Source organism: Streptomyces sp. NPDC012508, assembly GCF_042902595.1.
GTDB lineage: Bacteria > Actinomycetota > Actinomycetes > Streptomycetales > Streptomycetaceae > Streptomyces.
This window is the reverse complement of sequence record NZ_JBIBEO010000001.1, coordinates 1,188,809-1,207,380: the sequence shown is the minus strand read 5'-3', so window position 1 is coordinate 1,207,380 and position 18,572 is coordinate 1,188,809. Positions and strand designations below refer to the sequence as shown.

At 71.7% G+C, this 18,572-nt stretch carries 17 protein-coding genes and 1 pseudogene; 8 read left to right on the top strand and 10 right to left on the bottom strand.

Annotation, left to right across the window (positions count from 1 at the left end):
- Window positions 1-3: 3 nt before the first annotated feature.
- On the bottom strand, window positions 4-1,029 hold the full coding sequence (locus tag ACFY8U_RS05240; RefSeq protein WP_389565792.1) for a response regulator transcription factor: 1,026 nt from the start codon (window positions 1,027-1,029) through the stop codon (window positions 4-6).
- Between the two features lie 91 nt (window positions 1,030-1,120).
- On the opposite strand from ACFY8U_RS05240, the gene ACFY8U_RS05235 reads away from it, so the two are divergent.
- Together ACFY8U_RS05235 and ACFY8U_RS05230 are read left to right on the top strand one after the other, a co-directional pair.
- On the top strand, window positions 1,121-2,821 hold the full coding sequence (locus tag ACFY8U_RS05235; RefSeq protein ID WP_389565789.1) for an AMP-binding protein: 1,701 nt from the start codon (window positions 1,121-1,123) through the stop codon (window positions 2,819-2,821).
- On the top strand, window positions 2,818-4,401 hold the full coding sequence (locus tag ACFY8U_RS05230; protein ID WP_389565787.1) for an AMP-binding protein: 1,584 nt from the start codon (window positions 2,818-2,820) through the stop codon (window positions 4,399-4,401). The genes ACFY8U_RS05235 and ACFY8U_RS05230 overlap by 4 nt, the downstream gene beginning before the upstream one ends.
- 28 nt (window positions 4,402-4,429) lie before the next feature.
- Here ACFY8U_RS05230 and ACFY8U_RS05225 read toward each other — a convergent pair whose 3' ends face one another.
- From ACFY8U_RS05225 to ACFY8U_RS05210, 4 genes and pseudogenes are all read right to left on the bottom strand, one after another.
- On the bottom strand, window positions 4,430-5,041 hold the full coding sequence (locus tag ACFY8U_RS05225; protein ID WP_389565783.1) for a GNAT family N-acetyltransferase: 612 nt from the start codon (window positions 5,039-5,041) through the stop codon (window positions 4,430-4,432).
- 20 nt (window positions 5,042-5,061) lie between these two features.
- Window positions 5,062-5,892, bottom strand: coding sequence for a TIGR04222 domain-containing membrane protein (locus ACFY8U_RS05220; protein ID WP_389565780.1), 831 nt, complete (start codon window positions 5,890-5,892; stop codon window positions 5,062-5,064).
- Window positions 5,893-5,998: 106 nt separating this feature from the next.
- Window positions 5,999-6,574: a hypothetical protein gene (locus ACFY8U_RS05215; RefSeq protein ID WP_389565778.1), complete on the bottom strand. Its 576-nt coding sequence runs from the start codon at window positions 6,572-6,574 to the stop codon at window positions 5,999-6,001.
- Between the two features lie 46 nt (window positions 6,575-6,620).
- Window positions 6,621-7,139 (bottom strand): annotated as a pseudogene (locus ACFY8U_RS05210) (hypothetical protein); the annotation flags it as partial.
- Window positions 7,140-8,019: 880 nt separating this feature from the next.
- Here ACFY8U_RS05210 and gcl point away from each other — a divergent pair.
- Window positions 8,020-9,807: a glyoxylate carboligase gene (gene gcl / locus ACFY8U_RS05205; RefSeq protein ID WP_361443422.1), complete on the top strand. Its 1,788-nt coding sequence runs from the start codon at window positions 8,020-8,022 to the stop codon at window positions 9,805-9,807.
- Between the two features lie 68 nt (window positions 9,808-9,875).
- Here gcl and ACFY8U_RS05200 read toward each other — a convergent pair whose 3' ends face one another.
- A complete protein-coding gene (locus ACFY8U_RS05200) occupies window positions 9,876-10,892 on the bottom strand; it encodes an ArsR family transcriptional regulator (RefSeq protein WP_389565775.1) in 1,017 nt (338 codons plus the stop codon).
- Window positions 10,893-10,968: 76 nt separating this feature from the next.
- Between ACFY8U_RS05200 and ACFY8U_RS05195 the strand changes: the two genes are divergently transcribed.
- Entirely contained in the window at window positions 10,969-12,171 is a 1,203-nt protein-coding gene (locus tag ACFY8U_RS05195; RefSeq protein WP_389565772.1) for an MFS transporter, read from the top strand.
- On the opposite strand, the gene ACFY8U_RS05190 is transcribed toward ACFY8U_RS05195, so the two are convergent.
- From ACFY8U_RS05190 to ACFY8U_RS05175, 4 genes are all read right to left on the bottom strand, one after another.
- The gene (locus tag ACFY8U_RS05190) at window positions 12,107-12,772 is read right to left on the bottom strand and encodes an HNH endonuclease family protein (RefSeq protein WP_389565769.1); all 666 of its coding nucleotides are present in this window, start codon (window positions 12,770-12,772) and stop codon (window positions 12,107-12,109) included. The two genes, ACFY8U_RS05195 and ACFY8U_RS05190, sit on opposite strands and share 65 nt — an antisense overlap.
- 505 nt (window positions 12,773-13,277) lie before the next feature.
- Window positions 13,278-14,735: a catalase gene (locus ACFY8U_RS05185; protein WP_361594323.1), complete on the bottom strand. Its 1,458-nt coding sequence runs from the start codon at window positions 14,733-14,735 to the stop codon at window positions 13,278-13,280.
- A gap of 180 nt (window positions 14,736-14,915) precedes the next feature.
- Window positions 14,916-15,806, bottom strand: coding sequence for a 2-hydroxy-3-oxopropionate reductase (locus ACFY8U_RS05180; protein WP_389565766.1), 891 nt, complete (start codon window positions 15,804-15,806; stop codon window positions 14,916-14,918).
- 84 nt (window positions 15,807-15,890) lie between these two features.
- Window positions 15,891-16,724, bottom strand: a complete 834-nt coding sequence (locus tag ACFY8U_RS05175) for a TIM barrel protein (RefSeq protein WP_389565763.1) — start codon at window positions 16,722-16,724, stop codon at window positions 15,891-15,893.
- 140 nt (window positions 16,725-16,864) lie between these two features.
- Between ACFY8U_RS05175 and ACFY8U_RS05170 the strand changes: the two genes are divergently transcribed.
- The 4 genes from ACFY8U_RS05170 (at window position 16,865) to uraH (ending at window position 18,569) form a co-directional block, all read left to right on the top strand.
- Window positions 16,865-17,113, top strand: a complete 249-nt coding sequence (locus ACFY8U_RS05170; RefSeq protein ID WP_361443585.1) for a hypothetical protein — start codon at window positions 16,865-16,867, stop codon at window positions 17,111-17,113.
- Between the two features lie 44 nt (window positions 17,114-17,157).
- Complete coding sequence (locus ACFY8U_RS05165) at window positions 17,158-17,496, top strand: helix-turn-helix domain-containing protein (RefSeq protein WP_389566181.1); 339 nt, start codon at window positions 17,158-17,160, stop codon at window positions 17,494-17,496.
- 156 nt (window positions 17,497-17,652) lie between these two features.
- The gene (gene uraD, locus ACFY8U_RS05160; RefSeq protein ID WP_389565761.1) at window positions 17,653-18,180 is read left to right on the top strand and encodes a 2-oxo-4-hydroxy-4-carboxy-5-ureidoimidazoline decarboxylase; all 528 of its coding nucleotides are present in this window, start codon (window positions 17,653-17,655) and stop codon (window positions 18,178-18,180) included.
- Window positions 18,177-18,569: a hydroxyisourate hydrolase gene (uraH, locus tag ACFY8U_RS05155; RefSeq protein WP_361443398.1), complete on the top strand. Its 393-nt coding sequence runs from the start codon at window positions 18,177-18,179 to the stop codon at window positions 18,567-18,569. Before uraD ends, uraH begins: the two co-directional genes overlap by 4 nt.
- Window positions 18,570-18,572 lie beyond the last annotated feature (3 nt).

Here is an 18,572-nt window from a genome sequence, read left to right as displayed (position 1 = left end):
TCCCTACGGCAGCAGCCCCGCCCTCCTCGCCGCCACCACCGCCTCCAGGCGGGTGTGAGCTCCCAGCTTGCGCATCGTCGAGCGCAGGTAGCCCTTCACCGTCTCGGGGCGCAGTCCCAGTCTCAGCGCCGCCACCGCGTTCGTCGCCCCCGACGCCACCGCCGCCAGGACGTCCAGCTCGCGCGGCGTCAGCGACACGCCCGGCGGGCGCTCCGGCCCCGCCGAGGCCGTCTCCAGACGGCCGCACACCGCCAGGAGCCGGGCCCGCAGCTCCGGGTCCGTGATCCGGGGGGCCAGTTCGCGCAGCTCGCCGTGCGCCTGGCGGACCTCCTCCCACGACGGCGACGGCACCTCGCCCGACCCCGACCCCGACCCCGACCCGGACCCCGACCCCGCCCCGGACCCCGACCCCGACCCGGACCCCGACCCCGCCCCGGACCCCGACCCCGACCCGGACCCTCGCACCGACCCCGACCCGAGCCCCCGCACCGACCCCCGCCCCACCCCGAGCCCCGGCCCCACCCCGAGCCCCGCGCCCGGCCCGAGCCCCAGCCCCGCCCCAGGGCCCGTCAGCAGATCCCGCACCTCGTCCCGTACCGCCAGGGCCTGCTCCACGTCCCGGGCCGCCGACACCGCCGCATCGAAGACGCGGTCGCCCAGCGGCAGCGCGTCCCGCAGCGCCCCGTACAGCACCCCCCGCACCTTCCGGCGTACGACGACGGGCACCGCGATCACCGAGCGGAGCCCCTCCGCCGACACCGGACCGTCGTACTCGTGCGTGATGTGCCGCGCCGACGGATAGTCGACGACGGCGCAGGGCCGTGACAGCGCCAGGCACTTCCCGCCCAGGCCGCTTCCCGCCGAGATGGCGAGGCCGCGCAGGGCAGGCGTCAGCGCTCCGTTCAGCTCCGCGATCCGCAGCCGGCGACCGTCGTGCAGCAGACCGCCGAAGACGACCGCGAGGCCGGTGGTGCGGCGCATCCGCAGCAGCGCCGCGCGCAGCTCCGCCGATTCGATCCGCTCAGGCACGCGACCACTCCTTCACCCCCGAACGGGGGTAGTGAGACCTGGGTCACTGATTACACGATGTCCGTGACCGGAACCGCAACGAGGAGGACATATGACGGCTACCACCGCGACGGAGAGGTTCCGGGCCGCCCGCGACTTCCTGCTGGAGCACCGCGAGGACTACGAGACGGCGTACGAAGGCTTCGCCTGGCCGCGCCCCGACCGGTTCAACTGGGCCCTCGACTGGTTCGACGTCGTCGCGGCCGGCAACGACAGGACCGCCCTGCACATCGTCGAGGAGGACGGCGCCGAGACGCGGCTGAGCTTCGCCGAGATGTCCGCCCGCTCCAACCGGGCCGCCAACTGGCTGCGCGCGCAAGGCGTACGGGCCGGAGACCGGATCATCGTCATGCTCGGCAACCAGACCGAGTTGTGGGAGACCGCGCTCGCCGCGATGAAGCTGCGGGCCGTCGTCATCCCGGCCACCCCGCTCCTCGGCCCCGCCGATCTCCGCGACCGCGTCGAGCGCGGCCGGGCCCGGCACGTCGTCGTGCGCGCCGAGGACACCGCCAAGTTCGACGACGTACCGGGGGAGTACACCCGGATCGTCATCGGAGGCGAGCGCGCGGGCTGGATCTCGTACGAAGGTGACTCCGTGGGCACCTACGAGGGTGCGCACGAGGCGTCCGACCGCTTCGAGCCCGACGGTGTCACCCGCGCCGACGACCCGCTGATGCTGTACTTCACCTCCGGCACGACCGCCCGCCCCAAGCTGGTCGAGCACACCCACACCTCGTACCCCATCGGCCATCTCGCCACCATGTACTGGATCGGCCTCCAGCCGGGCGACGTGCACCTCAACATCTCCTCGCCCGGCTGGGCCAAGCACGCCTGGTCCAACCTCTTCGCCCCGTGGAACGCCGAGGCGACCGTCTTCATCCACAACTACACGCGCTTCGACCCGGCGCGCCTCATGGCCGAGATGGAGCGGCACGGCGTCACCAGCTTCTGCGCCCCGCCGACCGTCTGGCGCATGCTCATCCAGGCCGATCTCACGCAGCTGAAGCATCCGCCGCGCGAGGTCGTGGCGGCCGGCGAGCCGCTCAACCCCGAGGTCATCGAGTCCGTGCGCCGGGCCTGGGGCGTCACCATCCGCGACGGCTTCGGGCAGACGGAGACCGCCGTCCAGGTCTCCAACAGCCCGGGCCAGCGCCTGAAGGAGGGCTCCATGGGGCGCCCGAGCCCCGGCTACCGGGTCACGCTCGTCGACCCGGCGAGCGGGAAGGCGGATGTCGAGGAGGGCGAGATCTGCCTCGATCTGTCCAGCGACCCGGTCGGCCTGATGACGGGCTACCACGGCGACCCGGAGCGCACGGCCGAGGCGATGGCGGGCGGCTACTACCGCACCGGTGACATCGGCTCCCGCGACGCCGAGGGCTACATCACGTACATCGGCCGCAGCGACGACGTCTTCAAGGCCAGTGACTACAAGATCAGCCCCTTCGAGCTGGAGAGCGCGCTCCTGGAACACGAGGCGGTGGCCGAGGCGGCGGTCGTCCCGGCCCCGGATCCGCTGCGGCTCGCCGTGCCGAAGGCGTACGTCGTCCTCGCGGAGGGCTGGGAGCCCGGCGAGGAGACGGCGCGGGCCCTGTTCGCCCACTCGCGCGCCGTGCTCGCCCCGTACAAGCGGCTGCGGCGCATCGAGTTCGCCGAGCTGCCGAAGACGGTCTCGGGGAAGATCCGCCGGATCGAGCTGCGCGAGCGTACGGCGAAGGGCGAGGGCACGGAGTACGCGGAAGGGGACCTCGCATGAGCCTCTCCTACGCGCACGGCGCGAGCCCCACCCCGCTCCTCGGCGACACGGTCGGAGCCAACCTCGACCGGGCCGTCGCGACCTGGCCGGAGCGCGAGGCGCTCGTCGACGTCCCGACCGGACGCCGCTGGACCTACGCCCAGTTCGGCGCGGACGTCGATCGGTTGGCGGGTGCGCTGCTCGGCAGCGGGGTCGCCAAGGGGGACCGGGTGGGGATCTGGGCGGTGAACTGCGCCGAGTGGGTGCTCGTCCAGTACGCCACCGCCCGCATCGGCGCCGTCATGGTCAACATCAACCCGGCCTATCGCGCCCACGAGTTGGAGTACGTGCTCCGGCAGGCGGGGATCTCGCTGCTCTTCGCCTCCCTCACGCACAGGACGAGCGACTACCGGGCGATGGTCGAGCAAGTCGGCGACAACTGCCCGGAGTTGCGGGAGGCCGTCTACTTCGGGGACACGAGCTGGGACGAACTGCTCTCCCGTACGCCGGGGGAGCTGCGTCCCGCGGAGCTCTCCTGCGACGAGCCCGTCAACATCCAGTACACCTCGGGCACGACGGGCTTCCCCAAGGGGGCGACGCTCTCCCACCACAGCATCCTCAACAACGGCTACTTCGTGGGTGAGATGATCGCCTACTCCGAACAGGACCGGATCTGCATCCCGGTGCCCTTCTACCACTGTTTCGGCATGGTGATGGGCAACCTCGCGGCGACCTCGCACGGCGCCTGCATGGTGATCCCCGCGCCGTCCTTCGATCCGGCGGCCACGCTCCGCGCGGTCCAGGAGGAGCGGTGCACCTCGCTGTACGGCGTACCGACGATGTTCATCGCCGAGCTGGGCCTCCCCGACTTCGCCTCGTACGACCTCTCCTCGCTGCGCACGGGGATCATGGCGGGCTCGCCCTGCCCGGTGGAGGTGATGAAGCGGGTCGTCGCCGAGATGAACATGGCGGAGGTGTCCATCTGCTACGGCATGACGGAGACCTCGCCCGTCTCCACCCAGACGCGCCGCGACGACGACCTGGAACGCCGGACGGGTACGGTCGGCCGGGTCATGCCGCACGTCGAGGTGAAGATCGTCGACGCGGCCACCGGCCTCACCTTGGAGCGCGGGGTGGCCGGCGAGCTGTGCACCCGCGGCTACAGCGTGATGCTCGGGTACTGGAACGAGCCGGACAAGACCGCCGAGGCGATCGACGCGGGCCGCTGGATGCACACCGGCGACCTCGCGGTGATGCGCGAGGACGGTTACGTCCAGATCGTCGGCCGCATCAAGGACATGATCATCCGCGGCGGCGAGAACGTGTATCCGCGCGAGATCGAGGAGTTCCTCCACGGGTACGACAAGATCGCCGACGTCCAGGTCGTCGGTGTCCCCGACCCCCGCTACGGCGAGGAGATCCTCGCCTGCGTGATCCCGCGCGACCCGGCGGACCCGCCGAGCCTGGACGACATCACCGCGTACTGCCGCGACCGGCTGGCCCACTACAAGATTCCGCGCCGGGTGGAGATCCTCGCCGAGTTCCCGATGACGGTGAGCGGAAAGGTGCGGAAGGTGGAGCTGCGACAGCGGTACGGGTGAGGCGCGCCGGTTCTGCGCAGCAGAGGCGCTACGGGGCCGGTGCTCGCTCCGGGGCTTCCGCTCGCTCGGGGGCCGGCGCTCGCCCGGGCGGCGGGACGGAGCGGGGTGCGGGGGCCGCCCCCGCCCCTGCCAGCTCGCGGCGCATGCAGACGCGGGGCCAGGTCGCCAGACCGTGGGCGGCCTCCGCCCGCTGGATGGCGCGCAGGCCGGCGGTGAGCTGTGGATCGGAGTCGGCGAGCGGGCGGAATCCGAGACGGGCGTAGTACGGGGCGTTCCACGGGACCTCGGTGAAGGTCGTCAGGGTCAGCGCCGTGAGGCCCTGCGCGGCCGCCTCCGTCGCGAGGTGGTCGATGAGCGCGCGGCCGACGCCCCGGCGGGCGGCGGCCGGGTGCACGGAGACCTGCTCGATGTGGGCGGCGCCGTCGACGGTGTCCGCCAGCAGGTACGCGACCGGGCGGTCGGCCTCGTCGGCGGCCACCCAGGCGCGACCGGCCCGGCGGTAGGCGTCCAGGACGTCCAGCGGCAGGGGCTCGTCGTCGGCGATGACCGCCATGCCGAGCGAACGGAAGGGTTCGCCCGCGGCCCGCTCGATGTCCTGGAGCAGCGGGAGTTCGGCCGGTGCGGCCGCTCTGATGCGCATACGACGAGTATGGCGCGCCCTCAGTCCGAGCCGCCTCCGCCTCCGCCACTCGATTCGCCGCCTCCGCCGAACCACCCGCCTCCGATCCCTCCGCCGAACCAGCCGCGCCCGGTCGCATAGCCGTCGGTACCGCCACCCCGGGCGAGGAGTCCGCCGTCGCGCGAGAAGCGGGGGAGGAAGAGGGCGAGCGCGGGGTCACCGTAGAGGGCGACGTACAGCAGCACCAGATTGCCGTCCGTCACCTCACGCCGGTGCGTCGGCAACGGGTGCCGCTCACGGAGCCCGGCGAGGAGCCGGCGGGCGGCGCGGGTCGTCGGCGGCAGGAACAGCAGGGCGAGCGCCGCACCGGTCGGCACGGCCGAGAGGGCCAGAGCGAGCGCGAGTCCCGCGCCGGACGGGCCGGTGACGAGCAGGCCCGCCACCACCGTGGCCACCGTGGTCACGAGCAGCGTGCGCGCGGCGGTCAGGCGTCCGTGCGGGCGGAGCAGCCCCTCCCGGCCCAGCTCGGCCCGCAGCGCGTCCACCGCGCGCCGTGCCCTGGGCTGAGAGGCCAGGACGCGCAGCCCCAGGGCCCGGCGCAGCGAGCTGTGCACGCCCAGCTGGACGGCGTCACGGGTCCGGCCGGGGCCGCCGTTGGCCCGAATCGTTCCCTTGCGACCGGCCGCGACCGCGCCGCGCTGGTGCAGCGCGACAAGGGCCACGACGACCGCGGCCTGCCGCCCGCCGCGGAGCAACGCCAGTGCCTGCGGGGGGAGTTCGGTCCGCTGCGGGCTGCGCGTTCGCAACAGGGCGAGCGCGCACAGCAGTTGCGCGCAGGACGCGCCGATGAACCACCACGTGTCCGCCCCCATGACGCTTCACCCCCCGAGAGTGTTGTGCCCGGAGGAGGGTGATCGTCACGCGTGAATGGCCGAAATCTGAGGTTATTCTGAGGTTTTTTCGAGCCGGAGACCCGATTCAGAGCTTTCCCCACACCCGGACGACACGATGACCGCCGAGCGCCGCGGCGAAGGCGTCGAGAAAGCGGGGCGCGAACTCGGTCCAGTCCCAGAACTCGAACCCGAGGTGCCCGAACGCGTAGTAGTCGTCGGCCCAGGCCCAGGCGGTCAGTTCGCCCGCCCGTCCGCAGTGGGCGCAGTCGACCGTGGCCGAACCCGTGGTGTGCCAGGTGGACATGGCCCGGCCGAAGGGCTCCCAGGCGCCCTCCACCTCGTCCCACTCCTCGCCGTAGAACGCGGTGCGCGCGGCGCAGTGCGGACACGTCGCGTACTCGGCCTCGCCCTGGCCCCCGTGGAAGACCGTGCGCCCGGCCTCGATCCGCAGTCCGCCGCCCGGCTCCCAGTCCTCGATGGCGACGGCCGAGGCCCAGTGCGGACCGGGCGGATGCCCGAGGGGCGCGCCGAAGACGCAGTCGGTCTGCTCGGCACGGACGATCCCTTCCGCGACGAGCCAGTCCAGGGCGCGCCGGGCGAGGACGGGGGCCTCGGCGGCGGTGGCGTCGAGATCGACGACGGTCTGGAAGTGGTTACCCATGACCGCGACCGTAGCGGGCCCCACCGACAGTCCGCTCCGGCGGCGGCTAGGCGCCGGTGGTGATCAGTTCGTCGGCCGGGGTGTTGACGGGCTGGGGCGTGCCGGTGAGGTCGAGGACGAAGAGCGGTATGCCGAGCTCGTCGGCGCGGGACCGGGCCTCCGGGGTGTAGCCGGCGAGGGAGAAGAACACGCTCACCGACGAGCTGCTGAGGCCGTTGAGCCAGAGGCATTCGACGGCCCGCAGGGCGGCGGGGCGGGTGCTCGGGTCGACCTGGGCGACGAGTCCTGGCGCCCGCAGGTCGATGCCGGACGCGGTCCGCTCCTCGGGCTGGACGACGTCCCGGTACCCCAGCCAGCGCAGATACCCGGCGGACGTGGCGACCGCGTCCCGTGCGGTACGGATGGTCATGGGCCGGAACGACGGCCTCGGCGGGGCCGGGTGCGGGGCGGTGGGCGGCAGCGGGACGTGCGCGGGGTAGCGCTCGGCGAAGGTGCGGTGCCCGCCGTTTCCGGGTGTGGCGTGGGCGCGGCTCTCGGAGGGCCCGGCCGGCGGGTGTGGGCTGCCTCCCAGGCCGCCGTCCTCGCCGGCCGCGCGGCCCATGCCGCCCGTACCGTCCGAGGCGCCGGCACCGTCCGAGCCGCCAGCGCCGCCAGCGCCGCCAGTGCCGCCGGGACCGCCCGTACCGCCTGGTGCGCTCCTCGGCGTGAACCAGCCGCCGGGGGCCGATTCCGTGGCGCCGTGCGCCTCGGAGCCGGTCCCGTGGTCCGTCCCGGGCCGTCCGTCCACCGCGGCGTCCGTGGCCGGGCCGGCGCCCCGGCCACGCGGCCCGGAGCTCACCTCGGCGTCCGCGCTCCGTCCCGTGGCCCCACCGGCCGCCGTCCCCGTCGCCTTGCCCGTTCCCAGGCCCGTCCCCGTCCCCGTCCCGGTCCTCGCGCCCCCGCCCGTCGCGGAACCGCTGTCCGGCGGGCGGACCGGGACGCGCAGGACCGTGCCGCAGGCGCAGCCGAGCTCCGGGTGGGGCCACTCGTCCTCGCGGCCGCAGGCGGCGCAGCGGACCGTGACCCACTCGTCCGTCCAGTTGCGGTGCGTGACCGGCTCGCCCGTCGCCCCGGCGATCACCGGCGGCACGACCGGGGTGCCGCACGCGCAGGGGAAGACCGGTGCCGCGTACGGCTGCGTACGGAGGCATTCCGGGCAGCGCACCGGAACCGAGTCACCCACACCGAACCCCACGCCGAACCCCCTGTCTTCCCGCCCCCATCGTCCACCAATCCGCCACGCAAGGGGAGTGAGTTCGGCCAACGTCCGAGCCCGCTCCCTTGACGACCCTCGACCCCCCGACCTACATTGCTTCCACATAGTAGAACAATACTTCCGCAATACGGAAACGAGCCCACGAGTCGGTGGCGCACCCGTTTCCGCCTGGCCGAAGCAGGAGCCCTCCATGCCTCGTATGACCGCCGCCGCAGCGGCCGTTGAGATCCTCAAGCGCGAAGGCGTCACCAACGCGTTCGGCGTGCCCGGCGCGGCGATCAACCCCTTCTACCGCGAGCTCAAGAACGTGGGCGGCATCGCCCACACCCTCGCCCGCCACGTCGAGGGCGCGTCCCACATGGCCGAGGGCTACACCCGCGCCAAGGCGGGCAACATCGGTGTCTGCATCGGTACCTCCGGCCCCGCCGGAACCGACATGATCACCGGCCTGTACTCCGCGATCGCGGACTCGATCCCGATCCTGTGCATCACCGGCCAGGCCCCGGTCTCGAAGCTCCACAAGGAGGACTTCCAGGCCGTCGACATCGCCACGATCGCCAAGCCCGTCACCAAGGCCGCCACCACGGTCCTGGAGGCCGCGCAGGTCCCCGGTGTCTTCCAGCAGGCCTTCCACCTGATGCGCTCCGGCCGCCCCGGCCCCGTCCTCATCGACCTGCCGATCGACGTCCAGCTGACCGAGATCGAGTTCGACCCGGAGACGTACGAGCCGCTGCCGGTCTACAAGCCGACCGCGACCCGCGCCCAGGCCGAGAAGGCCCTGAACTTCCTCCTGGAGTCCGAGCGGCCGCTGATCGTCGCCGGTGGCGGCATCATCAACGCCGACGCCTCCGACCTGCTGGTCGAGCTCGCCGAGCTGACGAACATCCCGGTCATCTCCACCCTGATGGGCTGGGGCACCATCCCGGACGACCACGAGCTGGCCGCCGGCATGGTCGGCGTCCAGACCGCGCACCGCTACGGCAACGCGACCTTCCTGGAGTCGGACTTCGTCCTCGGCATCGGCAACCGCTGGGCCAACCGCCACACCGGTTACAACATGGAGGCCTACACCAAGGGCCGGAAGTTCGTCCACGTCGACATCGAGCCCACCCAGCTCGGCAAGATCTTCGCCCCGGACTACGGCATCGCCTCCGACGCCAAGGCCGCCCTGGAGCTCTTCGTCGCGATCGCCAAGGAGTGGAAGGCCGCGGGCAAGCTGCCCGACTTCTCCGCCTGGGCCGCCTCCGCGCAGGAGCGCAAGGCCACCCTCCAGCGCCGTACGCACTTCGACAACATCCCGATGAAGCCGCAGCGCGTCTACGAGGAGATGAACAAGGCCTTCGGCCCGGACACGCGCTACGTCACCACCATCGGCCTCTCCCAGATCGCGGCCGCGCAGTTCCTGCACGTCTACAAGCCGCGCCACTGGATCAACTGCGGCCAGGCCGGCCCGCTCGGCTGGACCATCCCGGCCGCCATCGGTGCCGCCACCGCGGACCCGGAGACCCCGGTCGTCGCGCTCTCCGGCGACTACGACTTCCAGTTCATGATCGAGGAGCTGGCGGTCGCCGCCCAGCACAAGGTCCCCTACGTCCACGTCCTCGTGAACAACGCCTACCTGGGTCTGATCCGTCAGGCGCAGGGCGGCCTGGGGATCAACTTCGAGGTCAACCTCGAGTTCGAGAACATCAACACCCCGGAGATCGGCGTCTACGGCGTCGACCACGTCAAGGTCGCCGAGGGCCTGGGCGTCAAGGCGATCCGCGTCGAGGACCCGAGCAAGCTGGGCGAGGCGCTGGAGCAGGCCAAGAAGATGGCCGTCGAGTTCCAGGTCCCGGTCGTCGTCGAGGCGATCCTGGAGCGCATCACCAACATCGCGATGAGCAAGACGGTCGACATGAGCGACGTCACCGAGTTCGAGGAGCTCGCGACGGAGCCCGGCCACGCGCCGACCGCGATCAAGGCCCTGAAGGTCTGATCATTCCGTAGAGGTACCGGCCCCCGCTCCGAGAGCACCGGAGCGGGGGCCGCTCCGTGCCCGCACACTCACGACAGCCCGCCCTGCGCCCGCGCGCCCTGCGCCCGGACCGGCCCGCCCTGCGCCCGGACCAGCGCGGCCCCCGCCTCCGTCCAGTCGTAGAGGACCGACCTGCCCGCCCTCCTCCGCCGTACCAGCCGGGCGTCGAGCAGCACCTTCAGATGCCGCCCCACCGATCCGAGACCCTGCCCCGTCAGTGCCACCAACTGGCTGGTGGACAGGGGGGATTCGAGCCGTACCAACACCCCGGCCCGCGCGCTCCCGAGCAGCGCGCCGAGCGCCTCGGGAACGGCCGGGGCGTCCGCGCCCGCCAGGGCTCCCGCGCACGGGTAGACGATCGCGTACCGCTCCGTCCCCTCCCAGGAGACCCATCCCCGGCTCGGTGTCACCGGCACGAGGACCAGCTGGCCGCCCGTGACGGAACGCGGCGGATAGTCACGGGAGTTGACCTGGAGCCGACCGTCACCGAGCCAGCGTGTCCGGCCCGGGTTCAGCTCGTCCAGGGCTGCCGCCCAGCCTCCCCGGGTCAGCAGCGCCGTGCGCGCCAGTACGTCGGCCTCCAGGATCCGCCGGCGCCGCGGCCAGGTCGGCAGAACCGTCTCCCGCCACACCCAGGTGAGCAACTCGGCCATCCGGTAGGGAAGATCGGTCGCCGAGGCCAGCGGCTCGGGGACCGCTCCGCCGAGCGACACCGCCAGGTCCGCCACGGCGGTCCCGGGCGGGGTCTCGCGGACCCGGGTCAGCTCCTCCTCGAAGCTCCGCTCGCCGTCGCCCGGCGGGGTGGGCGTCACGAAGTCGGCGTTCCACGTGGTTCCGAGCGCGGCGGACACGAGCAGCGCGTCGACCGGGTCGGCGGCCAACCGGGCGCGGTAAGCGGGAAGATGGGCTTCCAGCCACGCCCGTTCGCCCGGATGGGCGGCCATCGTGAAGTCCAGCGTCTGGAGCGCGGCGGTGGTCTCGGCCAGCGGCGAGAGCATGAACCTGCTTCCCGCGAGCGCGTCCGCGTCGATCTGCCACCAGCCCATGATCCGCCCCGCCCCTTGTTTCGCTCCTCCGCGAAACAGTAACGGCCGTCGCATCGGCGCCCGCAGACTCCGCCGCATGCGCAGCTACCGCGAGCTCTTCCGTACGCCCGAGTTCACCCCGCTCTTCCTCACCTGCTCCGTCCAGGTCGCCGCCCAGACGGTGGCCGGCCTCGGCCTTGCCACGCTCGTCTACAGCCGGACCGGCTCCCCGCTCCTCTCCTCCCTCGCCCTCTTCGGGCCCTCGCTCGCCCAGCTCCTCGGCGCCGTCACCCTCCTCTCGGCCGCCGACCGGCTCCCGCCGCGCGCCGCGCTCGCCGGGATGGCGCTGTTCTTCGCCGTGGGCAGCGCCGCGACGGCCGTCCCCGGCCTGCCGGTCGGGGCGGTCTTCGCGATCCTGCTCGCGCACGGGCTCGTCGCATCCGTCGGCGGGGGCGTGCGCTACGGACTCCTCGGCGAGATCCTGCCCCGCGAGGGCTATCTGCTGGGCCGCTCCGTGATGAACATGGCGGCCGGAGCCTGCCAGATCGCCGGGTTCGCGGCCGGCGGCCTGCTCATCGTCGTCCTCTCACCGAGGGGGAGCGTCCTGACGGGCGCCGCCCTCCACCTCGCCGCGGCCCTCCTGGCCCGCTCCGGTCTCTCCCGGCGCGCCCCGCGTGCCGCCGGCCGGCCCTCGGCGGCCGAGACCTGGCGGACCAACCGGCGGCTCTGGTCCTCCCGCGCCCGCCGCCGGGTGTACGTCGCGCTGTGGGTGCCCAACGGGCTGATCGTGGGCTGCGAATCGCTCTTCGTGCCGTACGACCCCGAGCACGCCGGGCTGCTCTTCGCCTGCGGCGCGCTCGGGATGCTGGCGGGGGACGCGACCGTCGGCAGGTTTGTGCCGAGCGGCCTGCGCGCCCGGCTCGCCGCCCCGCTCCAGGCGCTCCTCGCGGCCCCGTTCCTGTGCTTCGCGCTGGATCCGGGGCTGCCCTGGGCGCTCGTTGCCGTGACCGTCTCGGCGGTCGGTTACGGCGCGAGCCTGCTGTACCAGGAGCGGCTGATGGCCCTCGTACCGGACGAGCTGAGCGGTCACGCCCTGGGGCTGCACACCTCGGGCATGCTCGCGCTCCAGGGGCTGAGCGCGGCGCTGGCGGGCGCTGTCGCCCAGTACACCTCGCCGCGTACGGCGATGGTCGTGCTCGCCGTCGCCTCGCTCGCCGTCACGCTGACGCTCGCCCTCACCGAGGGGCCTTCGAGCGGACCACGACGGTCTCCTCGCACGGCCCGTCAGCGAACAGCTTGAGCGCCTCCACCTCGTCCTTGTCGGCGCTCAGGCCCCACCGCAGCTTGGTGCCCACCCACTCGGCGACGTAGCGGCAGTACTGCGTGGAGGCCGACGGCACCCAGTCGGCGGGGTCGCGGCCCGCCTTGTCCTTCTGGCTGCGGGCGGTGACGGCGACGAGCGTGCCGGGCGAGCCCTGGTCGTTGGCGTACTTCTCCCGCCGGGCCGCGGTCCAGGCCGAGGCGCCCGACTCCCAGGCCTCGCTGAGCGGGACGACGTGGTCGACGCGGAGCGCGGCGGGGTCGGTGACGGTCTGGCCGTCGTAGTACGAGGTCCACCTGCCCCCCGTCAGGACACACCCGGTGCCGGTCTTCGGTGCGTCGACGGCTTCCTCCAGGAGGACCTCCCCGCGGGTGTCGCAGCCGTCCGCCGGGTCGAGGCCGGCGTTCCAGTGACGGAAGGCGGAGACCTTGTAACCGGCGGGGTCCTCGGAGGCCTCGGTGAGGTCGGCGAGGGCGTCGGGGAAGAGGACGACGTTCGCCGACAGCGCGGGGGAGGGGACGGCGAGCGGGGACAGGATGAGCGCGAGCGGGGTCAGGCCCCGCACCAGGTTCTTGATCACGTGCGACTGGATAGCGGCGGGGGAGGGGCGCACGAGGGGCGAATCGCGGTGCGCTCGCCCGAGCGGGTGTGGATCTTCACCGCAGAAACGATGCGCTGGGACGCCGTACTCGACACGGGCGCGAGAGGGCTCCCGGACGGTGTGCAAGAGGGCCCTTGCGTACGCGAAAGAGCGCGGAACCAGGGACCGTAAACCTGGTTCCGCGCTCTCGTTGTGCCCGCCCGACGGTGCGAGGCTGGCGCGACAGGACGTTCGCGCCGCCGGGCGGAGTCTTGGGGGGAGGTGGGGCGTTGGGACCGCGGCGACGGCGACGGATGGACCGGGATCCCTTCCTTCAGGTCAAGAAGGGGCCTGGTCCGCCCTTACCACCGCACTGGCTCGTCGCCGCCGCGGTCCTCACGCTGTCCGTACCGCCGGCCACCCCTCATCCGGGCCGTCGGTCCGGACGGCGTACGGCATCTGACCTCCCGTCATGTGCCGTACGCGGTCTGGATACCGCCGTGGATCAGTCCTCGCGCAGGGCGCGGACCGCCTCGGCCACGCGCTTGCCGTAGTCCGCGTCGGCGGCGGCGAAGTGCGCGATGTTCTTCTCGATGACGTCCTCGCGGGACACCTGGGACAGGCCACCGGCGATGTTGGCGACCAGACGGCCCTTCTCGGCCTCGGACATCAGGCGGTAGAGCTCGCCGGCCTGGAAGAAGTGGTCGTCCTTGGCGTGCTCGGGCGCGGCGTGGGCGCCGGTCCAGCCGTGGATCGCCAGCGGGGCGGAGAGCGCCTCGTCGGTCTGCGAGGGACCGGAGTACGAGTTGGGCTCGTAGTTCTTGTCCGTGCGGCGGCCGTTGCGGGTGGCCATGAAGCCGTCGCGGCCGTAGTTGTCGGCCTCGGTCGCCTTCGGGGCGTTCACGGGCAGCTGGGTGTGGTTGACGCCGAGGCGGTAGCGGTGGGCGTCCGCGTAGGCGAAGAGGCGGCCCTGGAGCATCTTGTCCGGCGAGGGGCCGATGCCGGGGACGAAGTTGTTCGGGGAGAACGCGGCCTGCTCGACCTCGGCGAAGACGTTGTCCGGGTTGCGGTCGAGGACCAGGCGGCCCACGCGCTGCAGCGGGTAGTCGGCGTGCGGCCACACCTTGGTGAGGTCGAACGGGTTGAAGCGGTAGTCCGCGGCCTCGGCGGCCGGCATGACCTGGACGTACAGGGTCCAGGAGGGGCTCACGCCGCGCTCGATGGCCTGCAGCAGGTCGGTCTGGTGCGAGTTCGCGTCCTTGCCGACGAGCTCGGCGGCCTGGTCGGCGGAGAGGGAGCGGATGCCCTGGTTCGTCTTGAAGTGGTACTTGACGAAGAAGGCCTCGCCCTTCTCGTTGGTCCACTGGTAGGTGTGGGAGCCGTAGCCGTTCATGTGACGGTACGAGGCCGGGATGCCGCGGTCGCCCATGAGCCAGGTGATCTGGTGCGTCGCCTCGGGGGCGTGCGCCCAGAAGTCCCAGACGTTGTCCGGCTCCTGCTTGCCCGTGAAGGGGTCGCGCTTCTGGGAGTGGATGAAGTCGGGGAACTTGATCGGGTCCTTGATGAAGAACACCGGGGTGTTGTTGCCGACGAGGTCGTAGTTGCCCTCTTCGGTGTAGAACTTCAGCGCGAAGCCGCGCGGGTCACGGACGGCGTCCGCGCCGCCGAGCGAGTCGGCCACGGTGGAGAAGCGGATGAACGTCTCGGTCCGCTTGCCGACCTCGGAGAGGAAGGCGGCCTTGGTGAAGCCGGTGACGTCGTCGGTGACCTCGAAGTACCCGTACGCGCCGGAGCCGCGGGCGTGGACCACGCGCTCCGGGATCCGCTCACGGTTGAAGCGCGCGAGCTTCTCCAGGAGGTGCTGGTCCTGGAGGAGGATGGGGCCACCGACGCCGGCGGTGGCGGAGTTCTGGTTGTCGGCGACGGGGGCGCCGGACTCGGTCGTAAGCACGCGCTTCGACATCGTGACCTTCCGTACGGGAGCTGCACTGGTGACGGTGTCAGGAGCGTAAGGAGCCGCTGAAGCGAACGTCAACAGTTTGTTGAAAACGAAGGAGGGTGTTCCGGGCGGCGGCGGCGCCTGGGCGCGACAGGACAGGTTGTCAGCGCCGCCGCCGACCGGAAGTCATGGGGTGGACCTGCGTCAGACCTGCTGGCCGGAGAGGCGCTCGACGGCGCGCAGCAGGGCCGAGTGGTCCAGGCCGCCGTCGCCCTGCGCGCGCAGGGAGGCGACCAGCTGGGCGACGACGGCGCCGACCGGGAGGGCCGCGCCGACGTTGCGGGCGGCGTCGGTGACGATGCCCATGTCCTTGTGGTGCAGATCGATCCGGAAGCCGGGCTTGAAGTCCCGGTTCAGGAAGTTGTCCTTCTTGCGGGTCAGGACCGTGGAGCCGGCCAGGCCGCCGTTGAGGACGTCCAGGGCAGCCTGGAGGTTCACGCCGGACTTCTCCAGGAAGACCACGGCCTCGGCGCACGCCTGGATGTTGACGGCGACGATGAGCTGGTTGGCCGCCTTCACGGTCTGGCCGGAGCCGTGCGGACCGCACAGCACGATGACCTTGCCGAGGGTCTCGAGGATCGGCAGGGCCTCGTCGAAGTCGGCCTGCTCGCCACCCACCATGATCGACAGCACGGCCTCGATGGCGCCGGCCTCGCCGCCGGACACCGGGGCGTCGATGACGCGGATGCCCTTCTCGGCGGCGTTCTTGGCGAGGTCCACGGAGGTCTGCGGGGTGATCGACGACATGTCGATGATCAGCGCGCCCTGCCTGGCGTTCTCCAGGATCCCCTCGGGGCCGTAGGAGATGGCCTCGACCTGCGGGGAGGCGGGCACCATCGTGATGACCACGTCGGCGTCCTTGACGGCCTCGGCGATCGACGCGGCGGCGGTGCCGCCGGCCGCGGCGAGGCGGTCCAGCTTGTCCTGCTCCAGGGTGAAGCCGGTGACGGAGTAGCCGGCCTTGATCAGGTTCTCGGACATGGGCGAGCCCATGATGCCGAGACCGATCCACGCGATCTTGGGGAGGTTGCTCATTGGGGGTACCTCTCGGGGTTGTGCGATGTCAGGGGGGACTGACGCCCGGCTCGGGCGGACGGGGGTGTCGGCCCCCGTCCGGTGTCAGCGGGCCGCGCGGGCCTCGGCGGGGAGCCACGCGAAGGAGGCGGCGGCGTCGGCGGCCTTGTACTCCAGGCCGACCCAGCCGTCGTAACCGGCCTTCTTGAGCTCGTCGAGCAGCTGCTCCAGGGGGAGCTCGCCGGTGCCCGGCGCGCCACGGCCCGGGGTGTCGGCGATCTGGACGTGGCCGGTCTTGTCGGCGTACTCCGCGATGACCTGGCTGACGTTCTCGCCGTTCATCGACAGGTGGTAGATGTCGAGCAGGAACTTGGCGTTGCCGAGTCCGGTGGCCGCGTTGACCTTGTCGACGACCTCGATCGCGGAGGGGGCGCTCACCAGCGGGTAGAGCGGCGACTCCGGCTTGTTCAGGGTCTCGATCAGCAGGATCGCGCCGATCCGGTCGGCCGCGCGGGCCGCCAGGACCAGGTTCTCCAGGGCGAGGGCGTCCTGGACCTGCGGGTCGACGCCCTCGACGCGGTTGCCGTAGAGCGCGTTGAGCGCCTTGCAGCCGACCGAGGCGGCGAAGTCGGCCGCCACCTCGATGTTGGCGCGGAAGCGGTCCGACTCCTCACCGGGCACGGAGAGCGCGCCGCGGTCGGGACCCGGCAGCTGCCCGGCGTAGAAGTTCAGGCCCACCAGCTGGGTGCCGGCGTCGTCCAGAGCCTGCTTGAGAGCGTCGAGCTCACTCTGGGCGGGGGTGGCGGTGTCGATCCAGGGCCACCACAGCTCGACCGCGGTGAAGCCCGCCGCGGCGGCGGCCGCGGGACGCTCCAGAAGCGGGAGTTCCGTGAAGAGGATCGACAGGTTCACATCGAAGCGCTGGTCCGTGTATCCCATGAGGGGCGGCGCTCCTTCCGTATTGCGGAAGTAACTTTCTGTCTGACGGAATGTTGCAAGGGGAGCCGCGCACTTGTCAAGAGGGTCCGGCAGCTCAGGGCTGCCGTCGGTGCCGTTCCGGCCAGTAGCGTGGGGCCATGGTGCGTTTGAGAGTGGAGTTCACGACCGAGCCCTTCGACCTGGACGAGGCGCCGGAGCACGCGGTCGTGGCTCGTGAGGTCATTCAGGCGGCGGAGCTGGACGCGGTGGACGTCGGCCCGTTCGGCAATACGGCGGAGGGCGGCTCCGACGAGGTGCTGACCGCCGTCGACGCGCTGCTGCGCAAGTCGCTGGCGGCCGGCGCGACCCGTGTCTCCCTCCAGGTCAACGTGATCGGGGAGGAGTCGTGAGCGAGCACCCCCTGGTTGCGGCGGTCAAGCCGCTGGTCGACGCGATGGGCGCCGAGATACTCGGCCCCGAGCAGGCCGAGCCCGACGACGTGGTGCTCGCCTGGGAGGGTGAGGACGTGATCGCCGTACGCCTTCCGCAGCTCTCGGACTCGCTGGACCACATCCTTGCCGCCATGGAGCGCAGGCACGGGACGCCACTCGCCTCACTCGACCGCAAGGCGAAGCAGGAAGCGGTCCGGATGCTGGAGGCGCGCGGCGCCTTCTCCGTACGTCATGGAGTGGAGACGGTGGCCGGGGCACTGGGTGTCAGTCGCTTCACCGTGTACAACTACCTGAACCGGGAGACCGCCCTGAACAGGGAAAAGGCCGCCGAGAACGGCTAGTTGATCATGCGTTGCCACAGGCCGTCGTCCAGATGTCGGGACGACGGCTTTTGTGTCACCGAGTTTTCAACAAAGTGTTGACGTGGTGTTGCGGGAGGGCGTTAGCTATCCGCAGCCCGTCCGACGCACAGCGAAAAACAGCCACGGAGGCTTCCCGTGACTTCAGGTACGACACCGGGTCTGACCCGGTTCAACACCTCGGCGGACAGCGACGCTGTCGCCGCGCTCCACGAGGTGTGCTCCAGCTCGGCGTGGGGGAGCAAGATTCTCGCCCAGCGCCCGTACGCCACCGTCGAAGCCCTCTTCCTCGCCAGCGACGCCGCCATGGCCGAACTGACCGCGGAGGATCTGGCCGAGGCGATGGCGGGCCACCCGCCGATCGGTCGTCCGAAGGCAGGGGACCCGACCTCCTCCCGCGAGCAGAGCGGGATGGCCGGTGCCTCCGAGGAGCTCAAGGCGGAGATGCTCGAACTCAACCTGGCGTACCAGGACAGGTTCGGTCATGTCTTTCTGATCTGCGCGACCGGCAAGACCGGTGAGCAGATGCGCGACGCGGTCCGTGAGCGGATCGAGAACTCGCCCGAGCAGGAGCGGGAGATCGTCCGCACCGAACTGGGCAAGATCAACCGCATCAGGCTGACCCGTCTCGTAGAGCGCGCAGAGAACGAGGAAGAGAACGCATGAGCACCGACACCACCGCTTCGGTGTCCACCCACATCCTGGACACCAGCATCGGCCGCCCCGCCGAGGGCGTGGCCATCACGCTCGCGGCCCGCAGCGGCTCCGACGCGCAGTGGGTCCCGCTCGGTGGCTCCGCCACCGACGCGGACGGGCGCTGCAAGGACCTGCCGGCGCTGCCGGAGGGCACCACCCACGTACGTCTCGACTTCGAGACCGAGACGTACTTCTTCAACAAGAAGCAAGCCGAGGCGCAGCAGGACGCCCCCCGCGTAAGGGACAGCGGCGCGTTCTTCCCGGAAGTGACCATCACCTTCGCGGTGACTCCGGGCGAGCATTACCACGTACCGCTGCTGCTCAACCCGTTCGGCTACTCCGTTTACCGAGGGAGCTAGCAG